This is a genomic window from Pseudomonas sp. ANT_H4 (assembly GCF_008369295.1).
Classification (GTDB): domain Bacteria; phylum Pseudomonadota; class Gammaproteobacteria; order Pseudomonadales; family Pseudomonadaceae; genus Aquipseudomonas.
Genome location: NZ_VOBG01000039.1, coordinates 15,239 through 40,262, shown reverse-complemented (window position 1 = coordinate 40,262; position 25,024 = coordinate 15,239). Strand labels below are relative to the sequence as shown.

Annotated in this window: 20 protein-coding genes; 7 read left to right on the top strand and 13 right to left on the bottom strand. The window is 61.0% G+C overall.

Features of this window, described 5'->3' with window-relative positions; genetic code table 11:
- The first annotated feature begins 997 nt into the window (after positions 1–997).
- From FQ182_RS27980 to FQ182_RS27970, 3 genes are all read left to right on the top strand, one after another.
- Positions 998–2,572, top strand: coding sequence for an FAD-dependent oxidoreductase (locus tag FQ182_RS27980; protein WP_149412416.1), 1,575 nt, complete (start codon positions 998–1,000; stop codon positions 2,570–2,572).
- 25 nt (positions 2,573–2,597) lie between these two features.
- A complete protein-coding gene (locus FQ182_RS27975) occupies positions 2,598–3,089 on the top strand; it encodes a RidA family protein (protein ID WP_149412417.1) in 492 nt (163 codons plus the stop codon).
- 69 nt (positions 3,090–3,158) lie between these two features.
- On the top strand, positions 3,159–5,618 hold the full coding sequence (locus FQ182_RS27970; RefSeq protein WP_149412418.1) for a TonB-dependent siderophore receptor: 2,460 nt from the start codon (positions 3,159–3,161) through the stop codon (positions 5,616–5,618).
- Between the two features lie 41 nt (positions 5,619–5,659).
- Here FQ182_RS27970 and FQ182_RS27965 read toward each other — a convergent pair whose 3' ends face one another.
- The 5 genes from FQ182_RS27965 to FQ182_RS27945 all read right to left on the bottom strand — a co-directional run bounded on the left by FQ182_RS27965 (position 5,660) and on the right by FQ182_RS27945 (position 12,202).
- Positions 5,660–6,433, bottom strand: a complete 774-nt coding sequence (locus tag FQ182_RS27965; protein ID WP_149412419.1) for an energy transducer TonB — start codon at positions 6,431–6,433, stop codon at positions 5,660–5,662.
- On the bottom strand, positions 6,430–6,876 hold the full coding sequence (tolR, locus tag FQ182_RS27960; RefSeq protein WP_149412420.1) for a protein TolR: 447 nt from the start codon (positions 6,874–6,876) through the stop codon (positions 6,430–6,432). Before tolR ends, FQ182_RS27965 begins: the two co-directional genes overlap by 4 nt.
- Before the next feature lie 14 nt (positions 6,877–6,890).
- Entirely contained in the window at positions 6,891–7,583 is a 693-nt protein-coding gene (gene tolQ / locus FQ182_RS27955; RefSeq protein ID WP_149412421.1) for a protein TolQ, read from the bottom strand.
- A 56-nt stretch (positions 7,584–7,639) separates the two neighbouring features.
- Positions 7,640–9,523, bottom strand: coding sequence for a phytase (locus FQ182_RS27950; RefSeq protein ID WP_149412422.1), 1,884 nt, complete (start codon positions 9,521–9,523; stop codon positions 7,640–7,642).
- Positions 9,524–9,685: 162 nt separating this feature from the next.
- A complete protein-coding gene (locus tag FQ182_RS27945) occupies positions 9,686–12,202 on the bottom strand; it encodes a TonB-dependent receptor (protein WP_149412423.1) in 2,517 nt (838 codons plus the stop codon).
- A 466-nt stretch (positions 12,203–12,668) separates the two neighbouring features.
- On the opposite strand from FQ182_RS27945, the gene FQ182_RS27940 reads away from it, so the two are divergent.
- Both FQ182_RS27940 and FQ182_RS27935 read left to right on the top strand, forming a co-directional pair.
- Positions 12,669–13,583 (top strand): GGDEF domain-containing protein, encoded by a 915-nt coding sequence (locus FQ182_RS27940; RefSeq protein ID WP_149412424.1) that lies wholly within the window; start codon positions 12,669–12,671, stop codon positions 13,581–13,583.
- Between the two features lie 9 nt (positions 13,584–13,592).
- Positions 13,593–14,630, top strand: a complete 1,038-nt coding sequence (locus FQ182_RS27935; RefSeq protein WP_149412425.1) for an AraC family transcriptional regulator — start codon at positions 13,593–13,595, stop codon at positions 14,628–14,630.
- On the opposite strand, the gene FQ182_RS27930 is transcribed toward FQ182_RS27935, so the two are convergent.
- From FQ182_RS27930 to FQ182_RS27915, 4 genes are all read right to left on the bottom strand, one after another.
- A complete protein-coding gene (locus FQ182_RS27930) occupies positions 14,617–15,504 on the bottom strand; it encodes a LysR family transcriptional regulator (protein ID WP_149412426.1) in 888 nt (295 codons plus the stop codon). The genes FQ182_RS27935 and FQ182_RS27930 overlap by 14 nt on opposite strands.
- 186 nt (positions 15,505–15,690) lie before the next feature.
- Positions 15,691–16,311 carry an isochorismate family cysteine hydrolase YcaC gene (ycaC, locus tag FQ182_RS27925; RefSeq protein WP_149412427.1) on the bottom strand — a complete coding sequence of 207 codons (621 nt, stop codon included), beginning with the start codon at positions 16,309–16,311 and terminating at the stop codon, positions 15,691–15,693.
- A 25-nt stretch (positions 16,312–16,336) separates the two neighbouring features.
- On the bottom strand, positions 16,337–18,175 hold the full coding sequence (locus tag FQ182_RS27920; RefSeq protein WP_149412428.1) for an amidohydrolase: 1,839 nt from the start codon (positions 18,173–18,175) through the stop codon (positions 16,337–16,339).
- Positions 18,172–18,768: an antibiotic biosynthesis monooxygenase gene (locus FQ182_RS27915; RefSeq protein ID WP_149412429.1), complete on the bottom strand. Its 597-nt coding sequence runs from the start codon at positions 18,766–18,768 to the stop codon at positions 18,172–18,174. Before FQ182_RS27915 ends, FQ182_RS27920 begins: the two co-directional genes overlap by 4 nt.
- A 219-nt stretch (positions 18,769–18,987) precedes the next feature.
- Here FQ182_RS27915 and FQ182_RS27910 point away from each other — a divergent pair, with 219 nt between their 5' ends.
- Together FQ182_RS27910 and FQ182_RS27905 are read left to right on the top strand one after the other, a co-directional pair.
- Entirely contained in the window at positions 18,988–19,416 is a 429-nt protein-coding gene (locus tag FQ182_RS27910) for a helix-turn-helix domain-containing protein (RefSeq protein ID WP_371923920.1), read from the top strand.
- A gap of 117 nt (positions 19,417–19,533) precedes the next feature.
- A complete protein-coding gene (locus FQ182_RS27905) occupies positions 19,534–20,256 on the top strand; it encodes a pirin family protein (RefSeq protein ID WP_149412431.1) in 723 nt (240 codons plus the stop codon).
- A 99-nt stretch (positions 20,257–20,355) separates the two neighbouring features.
- Here the strand turns inward: FQ182_RS27905 and FQ182_RS27900 are convergent, their stop codons facing one another.
- The 4 genes from FQ182_RS27900 to FQ182_RS27885 form a co-directional block, all read right to left on the bottom strand.
- On the bottom strand, positions 20,356–21,975 hold the full coding sequence (locus FQ182_RS27900) for a methyl-accepting chemotaxis protein (protein WP_149412432.1): 1,620 nt from the start codon (positions 21,973–21,975) through the stop codon (positions 20,356–20,358).
- 98 nt (positions 21,976–22,073) lie between these two features.
- The gene (locus tag FQ182_RS27895; protein WP_149412433.1) at positions 22,074–22,769 is read right to left on the bottom strand and encodes an anaerobic ribonucleoside-triphosphate reductase activating protein; all 696 of its coding nucleotides are present in this window, start codon (positions 22,767–22,769) and stop codon (positions 22,074–22,076) included.
- A complete protein-coding gene (gene nrdD, locus FQ182_RS27890) occupies positions 22,766–22,933 on the bottom strand; it encodes an anaerobic ribonucleoside-triphosphate reductase (protein ID WP_133100985.1) in 168 nt (55 codons plus the stop codon). The genes FQ182_RS27895 and nrdD overlap by 4 nt, the downstream gene beginning before the upstream one ends.
- A gap of 37 nt (positions 22,934–22,970) precedes the next feature.
- Positions 22,971–24,986, bottom strand: coding sequence for a ribonucleoside triphosphate reductase (locus tag FQ182_RS27885; RefSeq protein WP_149412434.1), 2,016 nt, complete (start codon positions 24,984–24,986; stop codon positions 22,971–22,973).
- Between the last annotated feature and the right edge of the window lie 38 nt (positions 24,987–25,024).

Sequence of the window (25,024 nt, the reverse complement as noted above, 5' to 3'; positions counted from 1 at the left end):
GCGCGGCTAAACCGGCGTCCTGCCGGTTTACCCACGGATCAATGCCTGCGTTCAGCCATCGTGGTTAACGGGGCGCCTAAGATCAAAAGCAAAAGCACGGCGGCCTGGTAGCCGACCTGAGTGGTGAAAAGCAAGAGCGGATCTACTGCCCACTACTGTAGGAGCGAGCTTGCTCGCGATGGTCGTTAACGATGACACGGGCTTCCTGGATGAATGCGGTGCCTGTGAGCCCATCGCAGGCAAGCCAGCCCCCACAGAAAAGCGGATTGGCACTGGCTTTCCTCTGTTCTTGATCTGCCTGCCCATAAAACCAGAGGCCGAACGCAGGTATTGCGCAGTGGGTAAACCGGCAAGGATGCCGGTTTAGCCGCGCTGGGCCAGGGATGGCCCATCGCGGCGACCCACGGAGCAATGCCTTCGTTCGGGTACGCCGAGCCACAGCGAGGCGCCGATAGGTAGGGCAGGAGCGCTTTGGTTACTTTCGTCTGAGCCGGCATTCCGACTTTTCGAAAGTGACACACCGTAAGGGCGTAACCCTAAGCCGCCATTACCGCAGCAACGGATATGTACTCAAAAGCCCCCGAACCGAACCTGCTCCCCAGCCATCCGCAACCTCAATATATGTGTAGATACACATGGCGATCAAGGGTAAGCCCGCTCCCACATTTGTTATATTCCAGCCGAAAAATATAATTAATTTTATGCATCTACATAAATAATATAAATGTCTATTTTTTATAATTAACTTATAACTAATCAGACTTTTACAGCCATCACTTATACAAATACTGTTACATCCATCACCGACCCCCGACCAGGTGGAGGCTCACGCATTGCGTGCTTTTCCGGCCGACACCACCCCACGGTCAATTGCCACATCGACAACCTGAACCGGCTAAAGCCAACCCCGGCACGGTCTTGCGACCTCTGCCCTGGCAACGCTTTGCCCTGAAAAGTGCACTACGGCCACCAACCCCGCTATCTCAAGGAGCGAATCATGGCTTTCACTCGCAGGGAACTGATTTCCCGTATTGCCGCCGTCGGTGGTTATTCCGCCGCCGTCAGCGCCCTCGGCGCCCTGGGGCTGACGCCTCAGGCTGTGGCGTCGTGCTTCACGCCGTTGCAGTTGGGCAACACTGGCAAAGGCAAAAACGTGGTGGTGGTCGGCGCCGGGATTTCCGGGCTGGTCAGCGCCTATGAGCTGCGCAAGGCCGGTTTCAACGTGACCATTCTTGAAGCCCGCGACCGGGTTGGCGGGCGCAACTGGACGCTGCGCCGAGGCACCAAGGTCGACTTCGACGACGGCGTCAGCCAGACCGTCGACTTCGATGACGGACAGTTTTTCAACGCAGGTCCCGCGCGAATTCCCAGCCACCACCAAACGATCCTTGGCTACTGCCGTGAGTTGGGGGTGGAGCTGCAAGTGCTGGTCAACAGCAGCCGCAACGCCCTCGCCCTGCCTGATGTCAAACAGCCGGCGTTCCAGTTGCGCCAGGCGGTCAACGACACCCGCGGGCAGCTCTCCGAGTTACTGGCCCGTACCGTCAGCCGCAAGGCTCTGGACCAGGACTTGAGCGTCGATGATCGCAAGGCGCTGCTCAATTTCCTCAAGGTCTACGGCGACCTCAACGCCGACCTGCAATACAAGGGTTCGGTGCGCTCCGGCTACACCCGCATCCCCGGTGCCGGTGATCAAACAGGCCTCACCCGTGCGCCGCTGGAGCTGCAAACCCTGCTCAACCCCAAGCTCTGGGGTGCATTGGTGTTTGATGAAATCCCGGAGTTTTCCTCGACCATGTTCCAGCCCGTGGGCGGCATGGACCGGATTCCCGAGGCGTTCTACCAACACCTCAAGGACGCCGTGCGCCTCAACGCCGAAGTCAGCGATATCCAGACGGCAGAGCAAGGCAGCCGCATCACTTGGCGCGACCGCGTCAGCGGCAAGGTCCAGACCCTGAGCGCCGACTACGCCATCGTCACCGTGCCCCTGCCATTGCTGGCCAAACTGCCGAGCAACTTCACCACACCGTTCAAACAAGCGATCCAGTCCGCGCAAAGTGATCAGGCCAACAAGGTCGCCTGGCAGGCGCCGCGCTTCTGGGAAACCGACTTCAACATCTACGGCGGGTTGTCTTATCTCGATCACGAAGTCAAAGGCTTGTGGTACCCCAGCGACCGCCTGAACAGCACCCAGGGCATTCTGGTGGCGGCCTACAACACCAGCGAATCAGCCCAGGCTTTCAGCAAAAAATCCCTCGCCGAACAGTTCGCTTCCTCCCGCCAGGCCGTGGAACTGCTGCACCCCGGCCACAGCGCCAAGCTGCAAAAACCGGTGGCGATCAATTGGTCGAAAGTCAGCTACAGCAAGGGGCCCTGGATCGTCAACGACGAGGTCGGCGAAAGCGCTTATCAGATTCTCAACCAACCCCAAGGCCGTACTTACCTGGCCAGCGACGCCCTCGCCCATGGTGGTGTTGGCATCTGGCAGAACAGCGCCGCCGACTCGGCGCGGCGCATCGTCTCGCTGATCGGCCGTCACGCCGAAATCCTGCAACCGGGCGTTGCTGCCTGATATTTCTCACTCAAGGACTGAACCGATGAAAACCTTAATCGCAGGACTGCTGATGACCGCCACCACCCTCGCCGCCCACGCCGACGACATCAAGCGCGTGCCACTGCCCAACTCCAACTTCCCGATTTCCCTGGCCGTGTCGGTACCGCCGCAAACCGAACTGCTGTTTGTCAGCGGCCTGCTCGCCGACCTCCACGACCCCAAGGCGCCCAAGGATTCTTTCGCCGCCTACGGCGACACCGCGACCCAGACCACCTCGATCCTCAACAAGCTAAAAGGTGTGCTGCAAAGCCAGGGCCTGGACCTGGGCGATGTGGTGCAACTGCGGGTGTTCCTGGTGGGCGATCCAATCAAGGGCGGCAAGCTCGATTTCGCCGGTTTGCAGCAAGGCTATACGCCGTTCTTTGGCAGCGCCGAACAACCGAAAAAACCGGCGCGCACGGCCGTGCAAGTAGTGGCGCTACCGTTGCCCGGTGGTCTGGTGGAAATCGAGGCCGTCGCCGCCCGCAACCACTGACAGCGCCTGGGTATGTTCTTGCCCCTCGCCACAAGTTAACCACCCCCGAGAACAAGGAACTTCACTCTCATGCAGAGCCGTCCTTTACTGCTGCCGCTATCCATCGCGTGCGGCCTGGCTTCTTTCAGCGTTGAATCCGCCGAAAGCCGTTCACCCACCCTCGACACCGTGGTGGTCACCGGCAACCGTGGCACCGAGCAGCGCACCGTCACCACTAGCCCGACGCCCATCGACGTGATCAGCGCCGATCAATTGCGTGCAGTGGGAAAACCCAGCCTGCTGGAGGCCTTGGGCAAGCTCATCCCCTCCTTCAACTTGCCCGACCGCGCCGGCTGGGATGCCAGTGGCGTGGTGCGCTCTGCCACCCTGCGCGGCCTAACCGCCTCCCATGTGCTGGTGCTGGTCAACGGCAAACGACGGCACACCAGCGCCACCCTGAACATCAACGGCATCAACAGCGGTGCGGCCCCCAGCGACCTGGACCTGATCCCGGTGGCGGCCATCGACCACATCGAAGTGCTGCGCGACGGTGCGGCGGCGCAGTACGGTTCGGATGCGATTTCCGGGGTGATCAATATCATCCTCAAACAGACCACCGGCGGCAGCTCCGACACCACCTTGGGCCAGAACTACGACGGCAAGCGCGGCACCGGCCAGGAAGCGCTGAATTATGGCTTCCAGGTCGGCGAAGCCGGCGTGCTCAATGTGTCCCTCGACACCCGCTACCAGGAGCGTGACAACAAGGCCGGCAGCAACGGCTACAGCAGCCATTACTACCCCCAGGCCGATGGCTCGCCGGACCCGCGCGAAGCCGGCGCCAGCCACCATACCTACAAGGGTTATGGCTCGCCCCGCAGCCAGTTGGCCGATGTCGCCTATAACCTCGACCTACCGCTTAATGACGACCTGACGCTGTACTCATTTTCCACCCTGGCCACCCGCGAAAACAACGACGGCCAGAACTTCCGCTTGCCCAACGGGCGCAACACCATCACCACCGGTCCCAATGGCTATCCCGATGGCTACAGCCCGTACTGGCTGGTCAACGAAACCGACTTCCAATCAGCCTTCGGCGCCAAGGGCGATGACCTGGGCGGTGGCTGGGCCTGGGACCTGAGCAGCACGTACGGGCGCAACTACGCCAAGCAGCGCACCTACAACAACCAGAACCCGTCGCTGGGGGAAAGCACGCCCAACAAGTTCACTTCGGGGGTCTACATCGCCGACCAACTGACCAGCAACCTGGATCTGAAAAACAGCTACGAGATCGGCCTCGCCAAGCCTTTGGATGTAGCCTTCGGTTTCGAGCATCGGCGAGAAAGCTACGAGACCCGCGCCGGTTCCGAGGCTTCCTATATCGACGGCGGCTATGTGTTTCCAGTCGGCCATCCACGAGCCGGACAACGTCCTGACCCTGGCGCGCAAGTCACCAACGGTATCAGCCCCGAAGACGCGCAGAAGGTCAGCCGCAACAGTGTCGCCAGCTATATCGACCTGGGTTTCTACCCTACCGAACAGTGGTACGTCGGCGTCGCCGGTCGCTACGAGCATTACAACGAAGGCGTCGGCGGCACCCGCAGCGGCAAGCTAAGCACCCGCTATGCGTTCAACCCGTTGTTCTCGGTGCGCGGCACCCTCAGCAACGGTTTTCGCGCACCGTCCCTGGCTAACGAGATATTCACCGCACGCTCCACAGGTTTCGACACCATCAATGGCGTCTACCAGTCCTATAACTACGTGATCCTGCCGGTAGACTCGGCCGGCGCCCAGGCCCTTGGCGCCAAGTCACTGAAACCCGAACGCTCCACCAACTTCAGCCTGGGTTTTGCCTTGACCCCCAGTAACGACCTGAGCCTGACGGTGGATGGCTATGTGATCAACCTGCGCGATCGCCTGGTGCTCAGCGAACGCTTCCAGGGCCCCGGCGTCGCCGCCCTGCTCGACAGCATCGGCGTACCGGCCACCGCCGGCGCCCAGTACTTCACCAACGGCGCCAACACCCGGACTTCAGGCGTCGACGTGGTGGGCAACTACCGGCAGAACCTCGACCAATACGGCTCGGTCCGGTGGACTGCCGCACTGAACTACAACCACACGCAAATACTCAGCGTCAACGACACCCCGGCACAGCTCAGCGCCCTGGGCGACTTCCAGCTGCTGGGGCGCCAGTCACGGGCCTTGATCACCAAGACTTCCCCCAGCAGCAAGATGATCTTTTCTGCCGACTGGGCCATCCACGACTTCGACGTCAACCTGCGCCTGACCCGCTACGGCACCTACACCGAGGTCAACAGTTCCAGCGATGCGAGCCTGGACCGTAAGTATTCGGCCAAATGGATCACTGATCTGGACGTGGCCTATGCGATCAACAAACAACTGACGGTGGCGGTTGGGGCGCAAAATTTGTTCGACAAATACCCGGACCCTATCGGCGTGAAAAACTCTTCGTTCGGTGATAACTGGGGCAGCTATTCACCGTTCGGGTTTACCGGGGGGTATTACTACAGTCGGGTGCAGTATGCGTTCTAGCAACTGAAGGCTATATCCCGGGGTATGTGAACCTGAACTGTTTACTTGATCCGGTAATGGAAGGTATTGCGCACCGCCGGCACCGACACGGCTTTGCCATCCACCACTCGCGGCTGGTAGCGAAAGGTATTAGCCGCCGCCAGTGACGGGCGGATAAACAGCGGATGGCAGCCATCCAGCACCTTGGGGTTCTCCACCTTGCCTTGTGGGTTGACGGTGTATTGCACCGAGCAATCGCCTTCGATGTTTTTGTCCAGGGCACGCTCGGGGTAATCGGGAGCTTCCTTGCTCAGGGGCAGGTATTGGCGGCTGTCGGCAACAGCTTGGGCCGCGGCTTGCTGGCGGGCATGGTCAGCGGCTAGGCGCGCTTGTTGCTGGGCCTGTTCCTGGGCCACGCGCTGCTGTTCAAGTTCGTGGTTGCGCTGCTCGGTTTCCTGCTGTTGGCGTTGCTGTTCGAGCTTTTTATCCGCGACCCGCTTGTGCGCCAGGGCGGCCTTTTCGAGCTTTTGCGCCTGGACTTGCGGATCGACAACGGGTTTTACCGGCACCGAAACAGCCGGCTCCACGGGTGCTGGCTCAACGGCCGCAGGCATTTCGGGCAGCACCGGCGCCGGTGCCAGCATCACCAACTGGGTATGCATCACCGAAGGCGGCTCAACCGAGGGTTTCTCGGGCGACCACCCCAGCATCAGCAACGCCAGCACGACGACGTGCAACGCCACGGCCAAGCCTGCCGCCAGGCTGTTTTTCCACAAGCCAGCAAACTCGCGCGGCGCCACTGTCAGACAAGGACTGTGCATAATCATCGCCGTCATTGCGGGGCCTCGGTCACCAGCCCCAGGTTGCTCACCCCGCCTTTGTGCAACACCGCCATGGCCGCCACCACGCGACCGTAACCGGCGTCTTCATCGGCGCGGATATAGACCTGGGTGTCGCGCCGCTGCGCGACGATCTGCGCCACCTTGGCGCCCATGTCGTCGAGGGTCACTGCGCTGTCGGTCTGGTGCTTCGTGTCGAGTTCGCCCCCCAGGTTCCAGTAGTAGCCGCCGTCGGCCTTCACCGACAGAGTAAGGATCTGCTGACGGGTGTCGGTGGCCAGTGCCTCGGCGGCGACCTTGGGCAACTCGATCTTCACGCCCTGGGTCAGCATCGGCGCGGTGACCATAAAGATCACCAGCAGCACCAGCATCACATCGATGTAGGGCACTACGTTCATTTCCGCCTTGGGCCCGTGCTTGCGTTGCGGCCTGACTAACATCGCGATGCTCCTGTTCAGGCGGCCGCAGCCAGGTTCATTGGAGTGCCGCGCAAGGTGCGATGCAGGCGCACCTGCAATTCATTGCCAAAGGCGTAGTAGCGGGTCAGTAAGGTCTGGCTGCGGGCAGCAAAGCGGTTATAGGCGATTACTGCCGGAATCGCCGCAAATAGGCCAATGGCCGTGGCAATCAGCGCTTCAGCGATGCCTGGAGCCACTGTCGACAACGTCGCCTGTTGCACCTGGGACAGGCCAAGGAAGGAATTCATGATGCCCCACACGGTACCGAACAGGCCGATATAAGGGCTGACCGAACCCACCGTGGCGAGAAATTGCAGGCCCTTCTCAAGCTCCACTTCCTGTTCGCTGATCGCCACTTGCAGCGCCCGCTCCACCCCTTCGAGCACTCCATCGTCATGGGCCTGCAGATGCTGGAACTCCTGAACCCCGGCGATAAAGATCGGCGCGACGCCGCCGTCTGTGTCTTTCAACGTATCCCGGTACAACGGCAGCACATCCGACGCACCGCGAAAGCGCTGCACAAACTGGTTCATCTGGCGCTCCATACGGCGCAAGACGCTGGCGCGCTGGATGATCAGGTACCAACTGAGCAGCGATGCCAGAAGCAACGTGAGCATGACGGCCTTGACCAGCAGGCTGGCGTCACTGATCAGGCCCCAGATAGTCATGTGTTCCAGAGTGGCGTGCATGGTGAACTCCTTGAGCAGTTATTCGATAAAAAACGTGTGACCGGTTGATGACACGATCAAGGCAATTTCAACGCTTTGGTGACCTGGTCCCAGGGCACGAACTTGAAGTTCTGGGTCTGCTCGGGCATGCGCTTGCGTCCGTCCTGCACCACCAGCATGCCCTGGCTCCAGGGCCCGCCGAGATTAATCGCAGTGACTTCCAGACCGTCTGTTTCCGAAGCGCCATCAATACCGGCTAGCGCATTCAGGCCGACGCGAAATGCACCGTGAGAGGCAAACGGTGGTTCGGCATCCAGCACCAGATAGCTGTCATTGCCTTGGCTTGAAATCACCAGGTAGTCGCGTTTAGCGCTCTGATACAGCGCCAACCCTTCGACATCTGCCTGCAATTGCGCGCCGACCTTGATCACACTGGTCAACTGCGCCGGCTGATCGGAGCGAGCATCCACCGCCCATACGCCAACATCTTCTTCGCCGATGAACAAACGCTGGCGCTGATCGTCGGCCACGCAACCTTCGGGCTGGCTGTCGACCTTGAACTGGCGCACCAACTCACCCTGCACCCGGCCATCCGGCGCGCTCAGGCGGTATTGCAGGAAGGTACCGTCCTTGTCGTTGGCGATTGCATAGATCTCGCCGCTGGCCGGCTGGAACAGGCAAATGCCGTAGATGGCCTTGAGCGGCGTGGCAATCTCACCGGCGACCCGCAACTCACCACTGCTGCGGTCGATACTGAACAGGCTGAGGCTGTTGTGATCGCGATTGCTCGCCACTGCCAGGTCGACGGTTTGTTGACCAAGCTTGAAACTGGAGCGCACGTCGACGTTGTTCAGGCGACCCACCGCAAGCTCCTGCAACAGCTTGCCGTCGAGGTCATAGGCCAGCAGGCCCTGTTTCTTATTGGTACCCAGCACGCGGCTTTTGGACGGGTGCTCGGGGTGAATCCAGATCGCCGGGTCATCGGCGGCATCACCTTGACGCCCCACGGGTTCGCTCTGGCGGATCGCTGCGACTTCGGGCAACACCGGCGCCAACGGTACGGGCTTGGCTTGCCAATTGATTTCGCCCTGGTACAAGCGACTGTTGCCATCGTCACGCAGCAGCACTTGCAGGCCGTTGGCCGTCGGCTGCAGAGCTAGGTTTTCCGGTTCTTTCAAGCCAGGCAACGGCAACGACCCTTGGGCAACCCAGCGTTCGCCTTGCTGCTGGTAAAGATGTAATTGTGCAGCTTTTGGATCGAGTGCGATGACACCACCGGGCACCAGCGCCATGGCGCCTGCTTCCTGTCGAGCGTTGTCGATAATGGCAACTGGCATGCGGGTTACATCGGCTTCCGGATGCGCCGGGTAAGCCCACCAACCGACATTTTTTTCATTGACCAGCAGTTGCTGGGCGCCGTCATCCACTTGGCAGAACTGTGCCGACGGCGGCAACGGCAAACCCCGCACGCGCTGCGGTTGTGGCATCAGCATCGCGCCATTGCCCACCAGCCATTGCTCGCCCTTGCCCTCCTCGCCTACCAGGAACAGGAACAGGTTGGCCACCGAATCGCGATACAGGCACAGGCCGTTGACCGGAAAATCTCGGGTTGGCAGGTACACCGGCGCGCCCCAACGACGGCCGGCCGGGTCGAGACTAACCAGCAGCGCTTGCTGGCGATCATTGTCCAGGCTCGCCACCAGCACCTGTTGGCCAGCGGTGCGGCTGTCGAGGCTGGTGAAGGAGCCTTTCAGGTGTGCCAGTTCACTGCCTTTGGCATCAAGTAAAAGCAAACCATCGCGTTCGCTGGCGGCCAGGCGTTCCGGGCTGTTTGGCAAGAACCCCAGGGACTGGACGTCGAGCGCTGGCCCCCAGGGGGTCAGGGTCAAGTCGCCCGCCAGGGCGTGGCCGTAGGTCAAGCTGATCAGTGCAGTCAGCAGGTAATGCTTGGAAATTTTCATGAACGGGCAAAATCCTTGTTAAGCAAACGCTGCCCCCTTGAAGGAGCGAACTTGCTCCGGGCGGCGTTCCGACGATGGTCATGAACGATGGCGCGGGCTGTCTGGATGCCTGCGGTGTGGCAACGTTTTTCGCGAGCAAGCTCGCTCCTACAGGGGGAAATCTTAGAAATGGGTAAAGGTCAGGCCCAGCTTGTAAGTCGGCCCGTACTCTTCGTACTGGCCGTTGTAGCTGCGGTGGCCGGTGTAGACGAAGTACGATTCATCGGTGAGGTTCTGCGCCGCGAAGCTGACCTGCAGGTTTTTGGTCAGGGAGTAGCGGGCGCTGAAATCGACAAAGGTCTGGGCATCGACATGCAGGTCGTGGGCCTTGTCGTTGATCGACGCCAATTCGTAGAGGTAAGCCGACTTGTAGTTGGCCGACAGGCGCAGGCTCAGCTTGTCGTCTTCCCAGCCGAGCATCAGGTTGCCCACTGTGTCCGACTGATTGGGCAGGTTGATACTGCGCTTGCGGTTGCTGCCACTGGCGGTGTCGAAGCCTTCGATATCGGCACTGGAGCGGCTGAAGGTGCTATTGGCGCCGATCAGCAGGCCATTCCACGGCGCTGGCAGCCAGTCGAATTTCTGCGAGTAGGCCAGTTCCAGCCCATAGAGCTTGGCTCTGTCGCCGTTGGCAAAGGTATGGGCCTCGGCAAAGTTGGTCCAGGCGCCGGTGCCCGCCAGGTCGGTGTTGTAGACGAAGTTCTTGATGTCCTTGTAGAACACGAACGCCGAAACGGTGCCGGCGCGGCCCATGTAGTGCTCGATGCCAAGGTCCAGGTTGCTAGACTCCAGAGGCTTGAGGTCCGGGTTGCCGAAGGTAGCCTCGTCATCATCAATGACAAAACCCGGCGCCAGTTGGCCAAAGGTTGGGCGTACCACCGCCTTGGTCCAGGCCGCGCGCACCTGGGTATTTTTATCCAGTTGGTAACGAGCATGCAGGCCCGGTAACCAGTGGTGATAGCGGCGTTTGGTCTCGGTGTCGCTGAACTGGCCGTCGGTGGCGCCAGTGCCCTTGGCTTCGAACTCGGTACCTTCGTAGCGCAGGCCGGCGATAAAGCGCCAGTCGTCGATATCAATGGTGTTCATCAGGTAACCGGCGTTGATGTCTTCACTGATGGTGAAGTCGTTGACCCGCGATTCGGTGGCGTCATAGAAGTCCGCCGGGTTGAGGCCGCCGATTAACTGTTTGATACCGCTGCCACTGATGCCTGGACCGAAACGGCCGAGGCGATAATCGACATTACCCTTCTGGAACTGGGTCAGGTTGAGTTGTTCGTCAGTGAAGCCAAGGTCGTCGAAGTCTTCATAGACCCAGGCTTCCAGGTCGTTGTCCTTGTCGCGGCGGCTGACCTTGCCACCGAACTTGACCTGGGACGCGTAGCCGCTCAGGTCATAGTCGCGGGCCAGGTCCAGGCGCAGGTTTTTCTCGGTGTCGGTGGTGCTCTGCTTTTCCCAGTCGACCTTGTCCAAAGTAAAGTTGTTGGGGTTGTAGAAGCCCTCGCCGATGATCGGCCGTGGCTTGTCCTTGTCATAGAAACCGCTGTCGGAAAAGTCACCGCCGTCGAACGAGGCGCTGGCGATATGACCAGGGCTGTCTTCACTGGACTGGCTGTAACCGGCCTGGCCGCTAAGGGTCCAGAGGCCGAACATGCGTTCGCCACCGAACACGTAAGACTGGATTTCCTGGGTTTCCTCGCGTTGCTTGAGCTTGCGCTTGGCCTCGGCGTCACCCAGTTCACCGGCCGCCAGCGGGTCGGCGAATTCGATGCTGGTGGAGTTGCGGGTCTCGCTGTCCTTGTAGCGACTGTAGAGGGTGCGCAGGTAGTAGCTGCTCAGGTCGTCGGGCTTGTAATCGAAGTTCAGGCCACCGCCGGCGCGTTCGCGGCTGATGTCGTAGTCGCGCTGTTCGAACTCCTTGAGTTTGGCGCCTTGTTCAAAGTCCCAGGCGCCACCCGTCTCGACGTTGTCCGAACCGAAATCGCGCTTCTGCCAGCTGAGGGCTGCGGCCACGCCGAAGTTGTCGATGCCGTCGCCGAGGCTGAAACGGTCGCTGGCGGCACCGGAGAATTTCGGGCTGGTCTGACGGGTGTTCTTGTCATAGCTGGCTTCCGTGCTGCCGGTATAGAACAGGCCCTTGTGGTCGAAGGCCGAGAGGCTTTGCACATCGATGGTGCCGCCCAGGGAATTGGCGTCCATGTCCGGGGTCAGCGTCTTGATCACCGACAACGATTGCACCAGCTCCGAAGGCAGCACATCCAGGGCCACGGCGCGGCGCGCGCTTTCCGGGGACGGCACCAGGGTGCCGTTGATGGTCACGCTGTTGAGGTCCGGGCCCAGGCCACGCACGCTGACAAAACGCCCTTCGCCCTGGTCACGCTCGACGCTGATCCCCGGCAGGCGCTGCACCGCTTCGGCGACGTTTTCATCCGGCAACTGGACCACGCCGTCGGCATGCACCACGCTCTTGATGTTGTCGGAAGAACGCTGCTCCTTGAGCGCCTGATCGATGCTGGCTGCCAGGCCGACCACGTCGACGTGTTCGGTGTTGGCCACGATGTCGGCAGCGTTGAGCCGTTCACTGGCAATCGCCAGGGCCAGAGCAGTGAGCGTAAAACTGACGAGCCCGGTGCGCTTGTACATGAAGTCCTCCCCAAGAGTCCCGTTACGCCAGGCAAAGGGCCCGGCAACTGGGAGGGCAAGCTAGGGCTGGGGGATGACGATTCTGTGACAGCCAACGGCGGTGCGCGGTGTAAAACCGGGATTTGGAGATGTTTATGGGTGAAAGTGAGCTGAAGTGACCTCGATTTAATGTAAGCGTACACATCGTACAGCCAGGCTATTTCTCGTAGCAGTTGGCCGGTGCGACTCGGTGCTGGTGTCTGGCTTGATGGCTGCGGTGCGGCCAACGTAGCCTCGCTGGGGCTCGACAACTGCTACAACGCCAGTTCCAAATAACGATGGTTATCGCAGGTAATCCGGTGCCCATATTTGATCGGTCTTCGCCATTTATCCCATGAGCTGATTCGACCTACCCCAACGTCACCCAACTGTCACATCCATCTGCTGTGCTGGCGTCCATCGCTTGACCGCCCAAGGACCCCGGCCCATGTTTTACGTACTCAAACCCCACCGTTGGAAACTGTCCCTGCTGCTGATCGCTGCTAACCTAGGCCTGCTACTGCACCTGGCCTGTGGGGAGTTGAAAAGCGTCAGCGAGTGGGTCTGGCTGGACATCATCGGCGAAGGCGGTTCGGCCCTGCTGGCCCTGCTATGGCTGGGGTTGGTGCTGAAAAGTCGCCCGACCGGGCGGGTCACCAATTACCTGGCATTGGGCCTTGGCTGCATCTTCTTTTCCTGGTGGATCGACAGCCTCGACGAGTTCATTCGCCTGCCCGACAGCATCACCTGGGATCACTGGCTGGAGTCGGGGCCGATGCCGGTGGGCATGGTCCTGCTGACGCTGGGCATCTACCACTGGCACCGCGAACAACTGGCGATCAGTGCGCAGATGGAGAAACGCGAGCGGCTGTTTCGCGAGCACCGGCTGTTCGACAAACTCACGCCACTGGGGGGCGCCGATTACCTCAAGCGACAATTGGCCGACAGCCTTGAGCAAAGCCAGGGCCAGCAACAGCCGCTGTCGTTGGTGGCCCTGGACCTGGACAACTTCGCCGCCATCAACCAGGCCTATGGGCATGCCGAGGGCGACGCGGTGCTGCAAGCCCTCAGCCATTTGCTGCTGCTCAACCTGCGCCGCCAGGACTTACTGTGCCGTTTGGCCGGTGACCGCTTCGTGGTGCTGCTGCCCAACACTGGCGAGCGTCAGGCCCAGGGGCTGGCCCTGGAACTGCAACAGGCGGTTCGCGGCCTGGCCCACAAAACCCGGCAGCACGGCGAACGCCTGCAACTGTCGGCCAGCATTGCCGTGGTCATGGCCCTGAAGGAGTCGCCGCAGGACTTGCTCAAGCGCCTGAACATCGCGCTCGCCAGAGCCAAGCAGCGCCTGGCGAAAAGCGCCTGAGGCCCAACCATGACCCTGAAAACCAGGTGGTACGAAGCCGATAGCCGCTTCATTGCCGGGCACTATCAACCGGCGACCCTGATCGATCTGGCGCTGTCCAGGGATATCGACAGCCATCGCCTGTTGCGGGGTACCGGGCTGTTTCACGACGACATCCTGGCAGGCGACACACGCCTGAGCCCCCAGCAGTTTTTTGCCCTGATCGGCAACAGCAGGCGCCTGCTGGATGCCGATGACAGTAGCTTCCTGTTCGGCCAACGGCTGTTACCCGGACATTACGGCGCGGCCAGCCATGCCCTGGGCCACGCGCAAAACTTGCATCAGGCCCTCGACACACTGGTGCAGCAGCAGGTGCTGCTCAGCCCGCTGGTAACGCCGCAATTGGTGCTCGATGAGCACCACGCCTACGTGTACTGGCTGGACAGTTGCGGGGCCGGCGAGCACTGGCGTTTTTTGCTGGAAGCCAGCATGACGTCACTGATCGCCATGAGCCAATGGCTCAGCGGCCGACGCCTGCCGTGGGAGTGCAGTTTCAGCCATGCCGAGCCGCGTTACGTCGAACAGTATTGGGTACACTTGGGGGAGCAGACGCGCTTCCAGCGCCCGCTGGATATGATGCGCATCAAGCGGGAGTTTCTGACCCAAGCCTGGCCCGGTGCTTCGGCCACTGCCGGTCAGGTCGCCCGCCAGCAAGCCCGGGAACAGATTGAACAATTGGGGTTTGAAGCCAGCTTTCTCGACTGCCTCTACGACTACCTGCACACCCACGTGCGCCAGCCGCCGAGCCTGGAACAGGCGGCCCAGGCCTTCGCCATGAGCCCGGCCACACTCAAACGCAAGCTGCATAAACACGACACCGGTTTTCAGCAACAGGTGGACCGAGTACGCAAGTCCGTGGCGCTGCACCTTTATCAGGTCAAAGGCCTGAGCAACGATGAAGTGGCGGCGTATTTGAACTTCAACGATGCAGCGAACTTTCGTCGTTCGTTCAAGCGCTGGACCGGCAGCACGCCCAACCTGATCCGACAGTTGTTCAGCAGCCGCTAGCCAACTGTTCCCGCAAAAACTCGATCAGCGCTTGCACCGGCCGCGAGCGTTGGCGATGCTGAGGGTATACCGCCGACAAGGTCAGGGGTTCGGGTGCGAAATCGTCCAACACCGTTTGCAGACGACCGTCCTGCAAGGCCTCGTCAACAATGAAAGTCGGCAGGTAGGTGATGCCTAACCCGGCGATGGCGGCTTCGCGCAGTAACTCGCCATTGTTGCCACGCAGGCGCCCGTTGACGTTGAGTGTCTGTGGCTTGCCCTTGGCCTGGAAGCGCCATTGCACCTGGCGGCCGTGGCCGTAGGGCAGGCATTGGTGGCCGGTCAGGTCTTCGGGGTTGAGGGGCGTGCCGCGCAGGGCCAAATAGTCGGGACTGGCGCAGTAAACACGCTGGACGCTGGCGATGCGGCGGGCAATCAGGGTCGAGTCTTCCAGGGTGCCGATGCGCAGCACCAGGTCGTAGCCTTCACTGATCACATCCACCGGCCGGTCGCTCAAATCCACTTCCACCGACACGTGGGGATGACGCTGCAAAAACAGCGGCAACAGGCTGCTCAGATGGGCCATGGCAAATGACAACGGCGCACTCAGGCGCAAGGTGCCACGAGGTTCGTTGTTCTGCCCGGCGATGCCCTGCTCCACTTGCTCGACTTCACTAAGCAGGCGCAAGGCGGATTCGTAGTAACTCTGGCCCAGGGGCGTGACATCCAGGCGGCGGGTGGAGCGATTGAGCAAGCGCACCCCCAGGCGTTCTTCGAGCTGAATCAGGCGGCGGCTGACGAATTGTTTGGATAAGCCCAATTGCTCGGCGGCGGCGGTGAAACTGCCGGAGTCCATGACCTGGCAAAAGATGCGCATGTCTTCGAAGGGGTTCATTGGCACTTCTCGGTGAATAGTGTGGCGAGGGGGCTGGCCCCGCGTTGGGCTGCGCAGCAACCCCAGCGAAATGATCGCGGTGTTTCCCAAAGAACACCAGCGTCAGTTATGGGGCTGCGGCGCAGCCCAACGCGGGGCAAGCCCGCTCGCCACAACAAGCTCGCCCCTACAGAGGGGCGGCAGGGCTTACTTGTTGGCCGTCAACACCGAGTAACTGTTCATCAAGTTGCGGTAGTTGGGAATGCGCGGCGACAGCAGGTTGGCCAGGCCTTCCATATCGTTGCGCCAGTCCACTTGCAGCTCGCAGGCCACCGAGAACCAGTTCACCAGTTGTGCACCGGCCGCCGCCATGCGCGCCCAGGCCGCCTGTTGCACGGTTTCGTTGAAGGTGCCCGAGGCATCGGTGACCACAAATACTTCAAAGCCTTCAGCCAGCGCCGACAGGGTCGGGAAGGTCACGCACACGTCGGTTACCACACCGGCGATGATCAGTTGCTTGCGGCCGGTGGCTTTCACCGCCTTGACGAAGTCTTCGTTGTCCCAGGCATTGATCTGGCCGGGACGCGGGATGTACGGCGCATCCGGGAACAGCTCTTTCAACTCGGGCACCATCGGGCCGTTGGGGCCGTTTTCGAAGCTGGTGGTGAGGATGGTGGGCAGCTTGAAGAACTTGGCCACGTCGGCCAGGGCCAGAACGTTGTTCTTGAATTCGTTGGGGGAGAAATCCTGCACCAGGGAGATCAGGCCGGTCTGGTGATCCACCAACAGGACCACTGCGTCGTCTTTGTTCAAGCGTTTGTAAGTCATGGGTAGCTCCTTTGGGGTTGTTTATTTAGAAAGCAAAACACGAGCAGCCAAACGCGCCCCAGAACCCCTGGAAGTCGCTGACTGGCACTTTTGAAAGCCGTGCCCGTTCATGGCTGTGGGAGTGCACCGCACACGGGCCGCTACATTGGTGGACCTGGGCCTGCAACGATGAGGTCGGTCGCCAATGGCCCGGGACCTTGACCACTGGCGACCAGTCCGGCAACACCGGTACGCTGGGCGGTGCGACGTCTTCAAAATCGCCGGCACCGTAGACCACCTTGCCACCGACCACGGTCAGTACCGACTCGATCCACTTGATGGCTTCTTCGTCGACACTGAAAAAATCCGCCGACAACGCAGCCACATCCGCCAGTTGCCCGACCTTGATCTGGCCCTTCTTACCTTGCTCGGACGAGAACCAGGCGCTGCCGTGGGTAAACAGTTCCAGTGCGGTGAGGCGCGGCAGGCCTTCGGCGTGCAGCTCCAGGCCACCGACAGTGCGACCGCTCACCATCCAGTACAGCGAGGTCCAGGGGTTGTAGCTCGACACCCGCGTGGCGTCGGTACCGGCGCCTACCGGCACGCCTTCGGCGAGCATGCGCTTGATCGGCGGCGTCGCCTCGGCAGCCTTGGCGCCGTAACGTTCGACAAAGTACTCGCCCTGAAATGCCATGCGGTCCTGGATCGCAATACCGCCGCCCAACGTCCGTACACGCTCGATGTTTTTCGGGGTGATGGTTTCGGCGTGGTCGAAGAACCACGGCAGTCCATTGAACGGGATGTCCCGATTGACCTTTTCGAACACGTCGAGCATCCGCGAGATCGACTCATCGTAGGTCGCATGCAGGCGAAACGGCCAGCGCTGCTCCACCAGATGGCGCACCACCGGTTCCAGTTCCTGCTCGATGGTCAGCGGCAGGTCCGGGCGTGGTTCGAGGAAGTCTTCGAAGTCTGCCGCCGAGAACACCAGCATCTCGCCGGCACCGTTGTGGCGCAGATAGTCGTCGCCCTGGTGCAGGGCGACGCTGGCGCTCCAGTGCTTGAAGTCGCTGAGTTCTTCCTTGGGCTTTTGGGTGAACAGGTTGTAGGCGATGCGCACCGTCAACTGTTCATCCCTGGCCAACTGCTCGATCACCGCGTAGTCATCGGGGTAGTTCTGGAAACCACCACCGGCGTCGATGGCACTGGTCAGGCCGAGGCGGTTGAGTTCACGCATGAACTGGCGGGTGGAGTTGACCTGGTATTCCAGGGGCAGTTTCGGCCCCTTGGCCAAGGTCGAATAAAGAATCATCGCGTTGGGCCGCGCCACCAGCATGCCCGTGGGGTTGCCGTTGCTGTCGCGGACAATCTCGCCGCCGGGCGGGTTCGGCGTGTCCTTGGTGTAGCCCGCCACGCGCAGGGCGGCGCGGTTGAGCAAGGCGCGGTCGTACAGGTGGAGCACGAATACGGGGGTGTCGGGGGCGGCCTGGTTGAGTTCTTCCAGGGTGGGCATGCGTTTTTCGGCGAACTGGAATTCGTTCCAGCCGCCCACCACCCGCACCCATTGCGGCGTGGGCGTGCGGTCGGCCTGGTCCTTGAGCATGCGCAGGGCATCGGCCAGGGACGGCACGCCTTCCCAGCGCAGTTCAAGGTTGTAATTCAGGCCACCACGGATCAGGTGCAGGTGCGAGTCGTTGAGACCGGGGATGACGGTGCGGCCCTTGAGGTCGATGACTTGCGTGCCACTGCCACGCAGGGCCATGGCCTCGCCGTCAGTGCCCACGGCGACAAAGCGCCCCTGGCTGATGGCGACCGCCGTGGCCCGCGGGCTTTCACGGTCCACGGTGTGGAATTGGCCATTGAACAGAATCAGGTCGGCGTTCATAGGGTTTCCTTTACAGAGGCTTCAAGCCAGGGGGCGAACAGGCGGGTCGCCGCCGGCATCAACAAATAGACCACCAGCAGGACGATGGTCAGGGTGACCAGGAAGGTGGCGACCAGGTAGTTGGATAAAAACGGATGGAGGCGCAGCACCGGCCCCCAAAGCAACGGGATCACCAAGGTCAGCGGCAGGATCACCAATAGCGTGACCACCGCTTGCTTGCAGCGCGGCGGCTTGGCAGCACTGTCGGACAGGGGCGAGAACCAGAATTCATTGACTGCGCCAACTTCGGTCTGGTCGCCGTCGGCCAGCATCGGCGTGGCTTCGTTGATCAGCTCCTGGCGTTGCGGGGAGTCCAGCCAGAGTTCCAGGTCAGCGGTGGAGCGGTAGCGCAGTACACAGGTGAACAGCGCCAGGCCGCCCTGTTTGCCACGTACCACATCAACACCGAGGTGGCCGGCGCGCTCACCGGCGATGCGCACGATGCGCCGCAACCAGGCTTCATAGTCGGCCTCGCGACCTGGCTTGATGCGGTGCTTGACCACCAGGGTCACAACTTCGTCCGACACAGGTGTCGCTTGCAATGCTGGGTCCATTGGCCCCTCCCCTGGATGCTTGAACGATGTGCCAGTGTGCAATGGCTTTATGACGAAAAATTGTATGTATGTGCTGCGCACGGAAGATCGCTGCTGCGGTCTACACTGGGCTTTCACTCACCGGAACAGGTGTTTAAGCAAGATCCCATCGACCACGGATACTGACTCATGGCCCGACCAGAGCAATGCGTTTTACCCAAGGACGGTAGCCCTCTGCCGATGAGCGCAACCACAGAGACCGGAGCGCTGTGCGCCCGCCGCGAGCGCATGGTCAAGCAATTGATCCTCGCCAACCTCACGCAAAACCTGGACCTGACGGAACTGGCCCGTGCCTGTGCGCTGTCCAGAAGTCATTTCTCCCGCGCCTTCAAGTGCGCCACGGGCTTGGCGCCCCGTGAATGGATTCGCCAACAGCGCATCAAGCGGGCCAAGGTGCTGATTGCCGCTTCGGGCTTGAACCTGACGCAAATCAGCCAGGAATGTGGCTTCTGCGACCAGGCTCACTTTTGTCACATATTCAGCCGCAGCGAAGGGGTCAACCCGATGACATGGCGTAATCGTCAGCTTGGATACAGGCACCACCTCAGGATAGTGCAGATTTCATATGTGCTCGGACCCGCCGGCGAGGGGCATAAACTGTCAACTTGAAAGAGACAGTTATTCAATTTTCAGCTTCTTAATGAATCCATGCATAACCATTAATCTTCTTCTCAACCCTGGAGCCCTGCAATTTCGCAGCCTCGCTCCTCTTGAGGAGAAGACCCCATGCTGACCCTTCGCAACGCTCACGAACGCGGCGCCGCCAACCACGGTTGGTTGAAGTCGTTCCACACCTTTTCGTTCGCCAACTACTGGAACCCCAAGGAGCAGGGCTTTTCCGACCTGCTGGTGATCAACGACGATCGGGTAGCCGCAGGCAAGGGTTTCGGCCAGCATCCGCACCGGGACATGGAGATTTTCTCCTATGTGCTCGAAGGCGCCCTGGAACACAAGGACACCCTGGGCACCGGTTCGGTAATACGCCCTGGCGATGTGCAGTTGATGAGCGCCGGCAGCGGCGTGGCCCACAGTGAGTTCAACCACAGCCAGACCCGCGGCGTGCACTTTCTGCAAATCTGGATCGTGCCGAACGTGGGGGGTGCTGAGCCGCGCTATCAGCAGGAGCATTTCAGCGAGGCGCAGAAACGTGGGCGCCTGCAGTTGATCATCTCCCCTGACGGCGCCGAGGGTTCGCTCAACGTACGCCAGGATGCGCGGGTCTATGCCGGGCTATTCGATGGCAATGAAGCGACCACCCTGGCCCTGGCACCGGAGCGTTACGTCTACGTCCATGTGGCGCGGGGTAGCGTTGAGGTCAACGGCCAGCGGTTGCAGGAAGGCGACGGTGCACGCGTTCGTAATGAGCGGGAAGTCCACCTGAGCCACGGCGAAAACGCCGAGGTGCTGGTGTTTGACCTGCGCCCCAACGAACTGCCTGAAATGCCGTGATGGTGCCGCCGATGGCCCTAGGAATAGGGCCATCGCTGGCGTTGAACGTTTGATGCAGAACCGTGCAACAACGGATATGTACTCAGTAAACCCACAACGTCAAACGCGAAACCGCGCCACTGTCTGGTGCAAATCCCCGGCCATCTGCGCCAGCTCCTGCCCCGCCGTATCCGTATGCCGAGCCCCCAGCAACACCTGCTCCGACAAATTACGAATCCCCACCAGGTTGCGATCCACCTCCCGCGCCACCAACGCCTGCTCCTCCGTCGCGCTGGCGATCATCAGGTTGCGTTCATTGATCTGGGAAATGGAGCGGGTGATTTCTTCCAGCGCCTCACCCGAACGTTGCGCCACGCCCAACGTCGCTTGCACCAACTGGCTACTGCCCTGCATCGCCGTCACCGCCTGTTCGGTATCCTGGCGGATATTGCCAATCATCTGCTCAATCTCCTGGGTCGAGGCCTGGGTGCGATGGGCCAACGCCCGCACTTCATCCGCCACTACCGCAAACCCGCGCCCGGCATCACCGGCCCGGGCCGCTTCGATCGCCGCGTTGAGGGCCAGCAGATTGGTCTGGTCGGCAATGCTGCGGATCACTTCCAGCACACCACTGATGTCCTGCACGCGCCCGGCCAGTTGCTGGATGCGCACCGACGTATCGGTCACGCCCTCGGCCAATGTGTTGATCGAGGCCACTGTTTCCTGGACCTGATCACGGCCACGCTGGGCCGTTTGCGCCGACAGCCGCGAAGCCTCGCTGGTGCTCACTGCATTGCGCGCCACTTCATCCACGGCAGCAGTCATCTCGTTGACCGCCGTAGCCGCCTGTTCAATCTCCATCCCCTGCAACTGCAAGCTGCTGCTCGTCTGGCTGCTGACCGCGCTCAGTTCCTCGGACGAACTGGCAACATGGTCCACCGAAACGGCGATCTGCCGGACCATTTCGTTGAGGCTCTGCTGCATTTGATGCATGTTCATCATCACGCTGCCCTCCAGGCTCGCGCCGAGCGCAACCTCGGTGGTCAAGTCGCCCTGGGCGATCTGGCTCAAGACTCGCGCCGCCTCATCGGGCTCACCACCCAGGGGGCGGGTGACGCTGCGGGTGACAATCACTGCCGCCGCCGCTACCAGGGCCAGGCACAACAGGAATAGCCCGAGCATGTTGCGTCGTGCCTCGCTGTACAAGGACTGCGCCGCCTGTTCACGCTCAGCGAAGATCCGTCCTTGCAGGGCCATCAAGGCATCCAGGTTCTTGAACACCTCCTGCTCCGCTGGCATCACCTTTTGCTTGAGCTGCACCAGCCCCTCTTCCAGTGCCCCCTGGCGGATCAGCGCTTGCACCTGAGTGAAGGCTGCCACGTAGGCTTCACGATGGGTTTTCAAGGCGGCAAAGGCGGCCTTGCCTTCGGGCGCATAGAACAGCGGCTCCAGGGTGGTGAGCGCGTCAGTGATGCGCTGTCGGGTGGTGGCGATAGCTTGCTGGGCCTGTTGATTGTCCTGGTCGATCAGCAAGTCACGGGTGCTGCGGCCGTTATCACGCACACCCGTGGCGATGACCATCAGCGGGGCGATTTTCGGCCAGTCCTGCTGGACGATCAGCACCGATTGCTCCTTGAGGGTGGCCAGGTTGTCGAGTGCGTAAAAAACCATGCCGGCGAGTGCCAGCGGGGCAATGGCAAAACCGACGGCGATGCGTCGGGCGGTGGTTAGTCGAGTCATGTCATAAGCTCCCTGATGAATACCTGCCCAAGAGGCAGCACCTTTGAAAATCCTGTGGGAGGTCAATCACCACGCTTGAAGGGGGTCCGCGAACGGGATCAGCCCCGTAAAACAAATGCCGGAAACAGCTCGCGCATTTTTTCCCATAATTCAGGTAGCAAGGCCTGTGCCGAAACGCTCGGCAATTGTTCATCGAGCATTCTGGCGGTACGCACCAGTTGCACGGCGAAGCGCTTGACGCCACGCTCCTGTAAACGCTGGGCCAACAGCAACAAACGCTGCGGATCGATCAGGTGCCAATGCACCGTGGTGCGGCATTCGTAGTCCACGCCGCTGCGGAGCAACATGTCCAGGCTGCGCCAGTTGGCGGCGCCGCTGCCCTTGACCTGGGTGATCAATTGGCAATCCTCGGCCAGGGCCTTGACGTCGAAACCCACCCAATCAGCATGGACCAACGCATTGGCAAACCCGGCAGGCTTGATCCCGGCACTGTGCAGGCCAATACGAAAGCCCATCTCGCGCACTTCATCCATCGCCCCCGGCAGGCCTTCCTGCAAGGTTGGCTCGCCGCCGCTGAACACCACGGCGTCCAGCAGGTCCTGGCGCCGTTGCAGAAACAACAATACCCGGCGCCAATCCACCTCTTCGCTACCGCGTGGGGGAATCAGGTCCGGGTTATGGCAATAGCGACAGCGCCAGGCACAGCCCTGGCAGAACAGCACGCAAGCGAGCATGCCGGGGTAGTCGAGGGTGGTCAGGGGCACAAGGCCCCCGACCCGTAGGGCTCGACTCATTTGTGCCCGGCCGCAGCCGCGCTTTCCGTGAAGTGCGCACGCTCACGGTGTTCGGACTGTTTGCCAGGGTTGAAGGCCGAGACCGGACGGTGATAACCCATGACCCGGGTCCAGACTTCACAACGTTGACGTTCTAGAACGGGCGATGCCTTGGTGGTACTCATGGTGGTGTTACTCCTAGGGGGGATGGAAAACCGATAGTCAATGCACCGCGCCCTGTTGCTGCTCGCGCAGCAGCAAGACTTCGTCGCACTTGGGACAGAATTCATGTTCGCCATCGAGGTAGCCGTGGACCGGGCAAATCGAGAAGGTCGGCGTCACCGTCAGGTACGGCAGGCGGAATCGCTCCAGAGCCTTGCGCACCAGTTGTTTGCAGGCCTGCGTGGAGGAAATCCGCTCGGCCATGTACAGGTGCAACACGGTGCCGCCAGTGTATTTACATTGCAGTTCGTCCTGCAGCTCCAGGGCTTCGAAGGGGTCTTCGGTATAGCCCACTGGTAACTGCGAGGAGTTGGTGTAGTAAGGCGCATCGAGGCTGCCGGCCTGGAGAATGTCCGGGTAGCGCTTGAGGTCTTCCTTGGCAAATCGGTAAGTAGTGCCTTCGGCCGGCGTGGCTTCGAGGTTATAGAGGTGGCCGGTTTCTTCCTGGAAGCGCAGCAGCGTGGCCCGCACATGGTCCAGCAGTTTCAGGGCAAACTGGCGGCCCTGTTCAGTGTGCGTGCCCTGCTCGTCGCCGCTGAAATTGCGCAACATCTCGTGCATGCCATTGAGACCGATGGTGGAGAAGTGATTGCGCAAGGTGCCCAGGTAACGCTTGGTATAGGGATAGAGCCCGGCGTCCATGTGACGCTGGATAACCTTGCGCTTGACCTCCAGACTCTCCATCGCCCATTCCATCAGGGTGTCGAGGCGTTGCAACAGGCCGCTGGTATCGCCCTTGAACAGATACCCCAGGCGTGCGCAGTTGATGGTCACCACCCCCAGCGAGCCGGTCTGCTCCGCCGAACCGAACAGGCCACCGCCGCGCTTGAGCAGCTCGCGCACGTCCAGTTGCAGGCGGCAGCACATGGAGCGCACCTGATTGGGTTGCATATCGGAATTGAGGAAGTTCTGGAAATACGGCAGGCCGTAACGGGCGGTCATCTCGAACAGCAGGTCAGCATTTTCGCTGTCCCAGGGGAAATCGTGGGTGATGTTGTAGGTGGGAATCGGGAAGGTAAACACCCGGCCTTTCACATCGCCCTCCTGCATCACTTCAATGTAGGCGCGGTTGATCAGCTCCATCTCGGCCTGCAGGTCGCCATAGGCAAAAGGCATTTCTTCGCCGCCGATGATCGGGATCTGTTCACGCAAGTCTTCCGGGCACACCCAGTCGAAGGTCAGGTTGGTAAACGGTGTCTGGGTACCCCAGCGCGACGGCACGTTGAGGTTGTAGATAAATTCCTGCAACGCCTGTCGGATCTCGGGGTAGCTCAGTTGATCCTTGCGCACATAAGGCGCCAGGTAGGTATCGAAGGAGCTGAACGCCTGGGCGCCGGCCCACTCGTTTTGCAGGGTGCCAAGGAAGTTGACCATCTGCCCCAGGGCGCTGCTCAAATGCTTGGGGGGACCTGCTTCAACCCGACCAGGGACGCCATTGAGGCCTTCATGCAACAAGGTGCGCAGGGACCAGCCGGCGCAATAACCGGCGAGCATGTCCAGGTCATGGATATGCAAGTCCGCCTCGCGGTGGGCGCGGCCGATGGCTTCGCTATAGACCTCGTCCAGCCAATAATTGGCGGTGACCTTGCCCGACACATTGAGCACCAGCCCACCGAGGGAATAGCCCTGGTTGGCATTGGCCTGGACTCGCCAGTCGTCGCGGTCCAGGTACTCGTTCATCGAGGTTGCGACTTCCACCAGGGTCTTGCGATCCCGGCGCAGGCGGCCGTGCTGTTCGCGATAGACGATGTAGGCGCGCATGGAGAAGAAGTAACCGGCGTCCATCAATACCCGTTCGACGCTGTCCTGGACCTGTTCAACATCCAGGCGAGTAACCCCCCGCAGCCGGGCCAGTACGGAGCCGAGCAACAGGTCGACCTCAGCCTCACTGTACTCGCCGGTGGCGTTGCCGGCGGCAATCAGCGCCTGACGGATTTTATCGGCATCAAAGGCAACCAGGCTGCCATCGCGTTTGTGCAACCGGTTACTGACCAAGGGGCTCAGCGTGCTATGCATTGGGAGACTCCAGACACTACATATAGGTGTTTTAAATC

What these genes read in the sequence shown, in the direction of transcription:
- nrdD (WP_133100985.1), bottom strand. Translation starts at nt 22,933, where the DNA reads ATGAGTACCACCAAGGCATCGCCCGTTCTAGAACGTCAACGTTGTGAA.
- FQ182_RS27945 (WP_149412423.1), bottom strand. Translation starts at nt 12,202, where the DNA reads ATGTACAAGCGCACCGGGCTCGTCAGTTTTACGCTCACTGCTCTGGCC.
- FQ182_RS27895 (WP_149412433.1), bottom strand. Translation starts at nt 22,769, where the DNA reads ATGAGTCGAGCCCTACGGGTCGGGGGCCTTGTGCCCCTGACCACCCTC.
- FQ182_RS27980 (WP_149412416.1), top strand. Translation starts at nt 998, where the DNA reads ATGGCTTTCACTCGCAGGGAACTGATTTCCCGTATTGCCGCCGTCGGT.
- FQ182_RS27885 (WP_149412434.1), bottom strand. Translation starts at nt 24,986, where the DNA reads ATGCATAGCACGCTGAGCCCCTTGGTCAGTAACCGGTTGCACAAACGC.
- FQ182_RS27940 (WP_149412424.1), top strand. Translation starts at nt 12,669, where the DNA reads ATGTTTTACGTACTCAAACCCCACCGTTGGAAACTGTCCCTGCTGCTG.
- ycaC (WP_149412427.1), bottom strand. Translation starts at nt 16,311, where the DNA reads ATGACTTACAAACGCTTGAACAAAGACGACGCAGTGGTCCTGTTGGTG.
- FQ182_RS27950 (WP_149412422.1), bottom strand. Translation starts at nt 9,523, where the DNA reads ATGAAAATTTCCAAGCATTACCTGCTGACTGCACTGATCAGCTTGACC.
- FQ182_RS27970 (WP_149412418.1), top strand. Translation starts at nt 3,159, where the DNA reads ATGCAGAGCCGTCCTTTACTGCTGCCGCTATCCATCGCGTGCGGCCTG.
- FQ182_RS27935 (WP_149412425.1), top strand. Translation starts at nt 13,593, where the DNA reads ATGACCCTGAAAACCAGGTGGTACGAAGCCGATAGCCGCTTCATTGCC.
- FQ182_RS27965 (WP_149412419.1), bottom strand. Translation starts at nt 6,433, where the DNA reads ATGACGGCGATGATTATGCACAGTCCTTGTCTGACAGTGGCGCCGCGC.
- FQ182_RS27900 (WP_149412432.1), bottom strand. Translation starts at nt 21,975, where the DNA reads ATGACTCGACTAACCACCGCCCGACGCATCGCCGTCGGTTTTGCCATT.
- FQ182_RS27910 (WP_371923920.1), top strand. Translation starts at nt 18,988, where the DNA reads ATGAGCGCAACCACAGAGACCGGAGCGCTGTGCGCCCGCCGCGAGCGC.
- FQ182_RS27905 (WP_149412431.1), top strand. Translation starts at nt 19,534, where the DNA reads ATGCTGACCCTTCGCAACGCTCACGAACGCGGCGCCGCCAACCACGGT.
- FQ182_RS27915 (WP_149412429.1), bottom strand. Translation starts at nt 18,768, where the DNA reads ATGGACCCAGCATTGCAAGCGACACCTGTGTCGGACGAAGTTGTGACC.
- FQ182_RS27930 (WP_149412426.1), bottom strand. Translation starts at nt 15,504, where the DNA reads ATGAACCCCTTCGAAGACATGCGCATCTTTTGCCAGGTCATGGACTCC.
- FQ182_RS27920 (WP_149412428.1), bottom strand. Translation starts at nt 18,175, where the DNA reads ATGAACGCCGACCTGATTCTGTTCAATGGCCAATTCCACACCGTGGAC.
- tolR (WP_149412420.1), bottom strand. Translation starts at nt 6,876, where the DNA reads ATGTTAGTCAGGCCGCAACGCAAGCACGGGCCCAAGGCGGAAATGAAC.
- FQ182_RS27975 (WP_149412417.1), top strand. Translation starts at nt 2,598, where the DNA reads ATGAAAACCTTAATCGCAGGACTGCTGATGACCGCCACCACCCTCGCC.
- tolQ (WP_149412421.1), bottom strand. Translation starts at nt 7,583, where the DNA reads ATGCACGCCACTCTGGAACACATGACTATCTGGGGCCTGATCAGTGAC.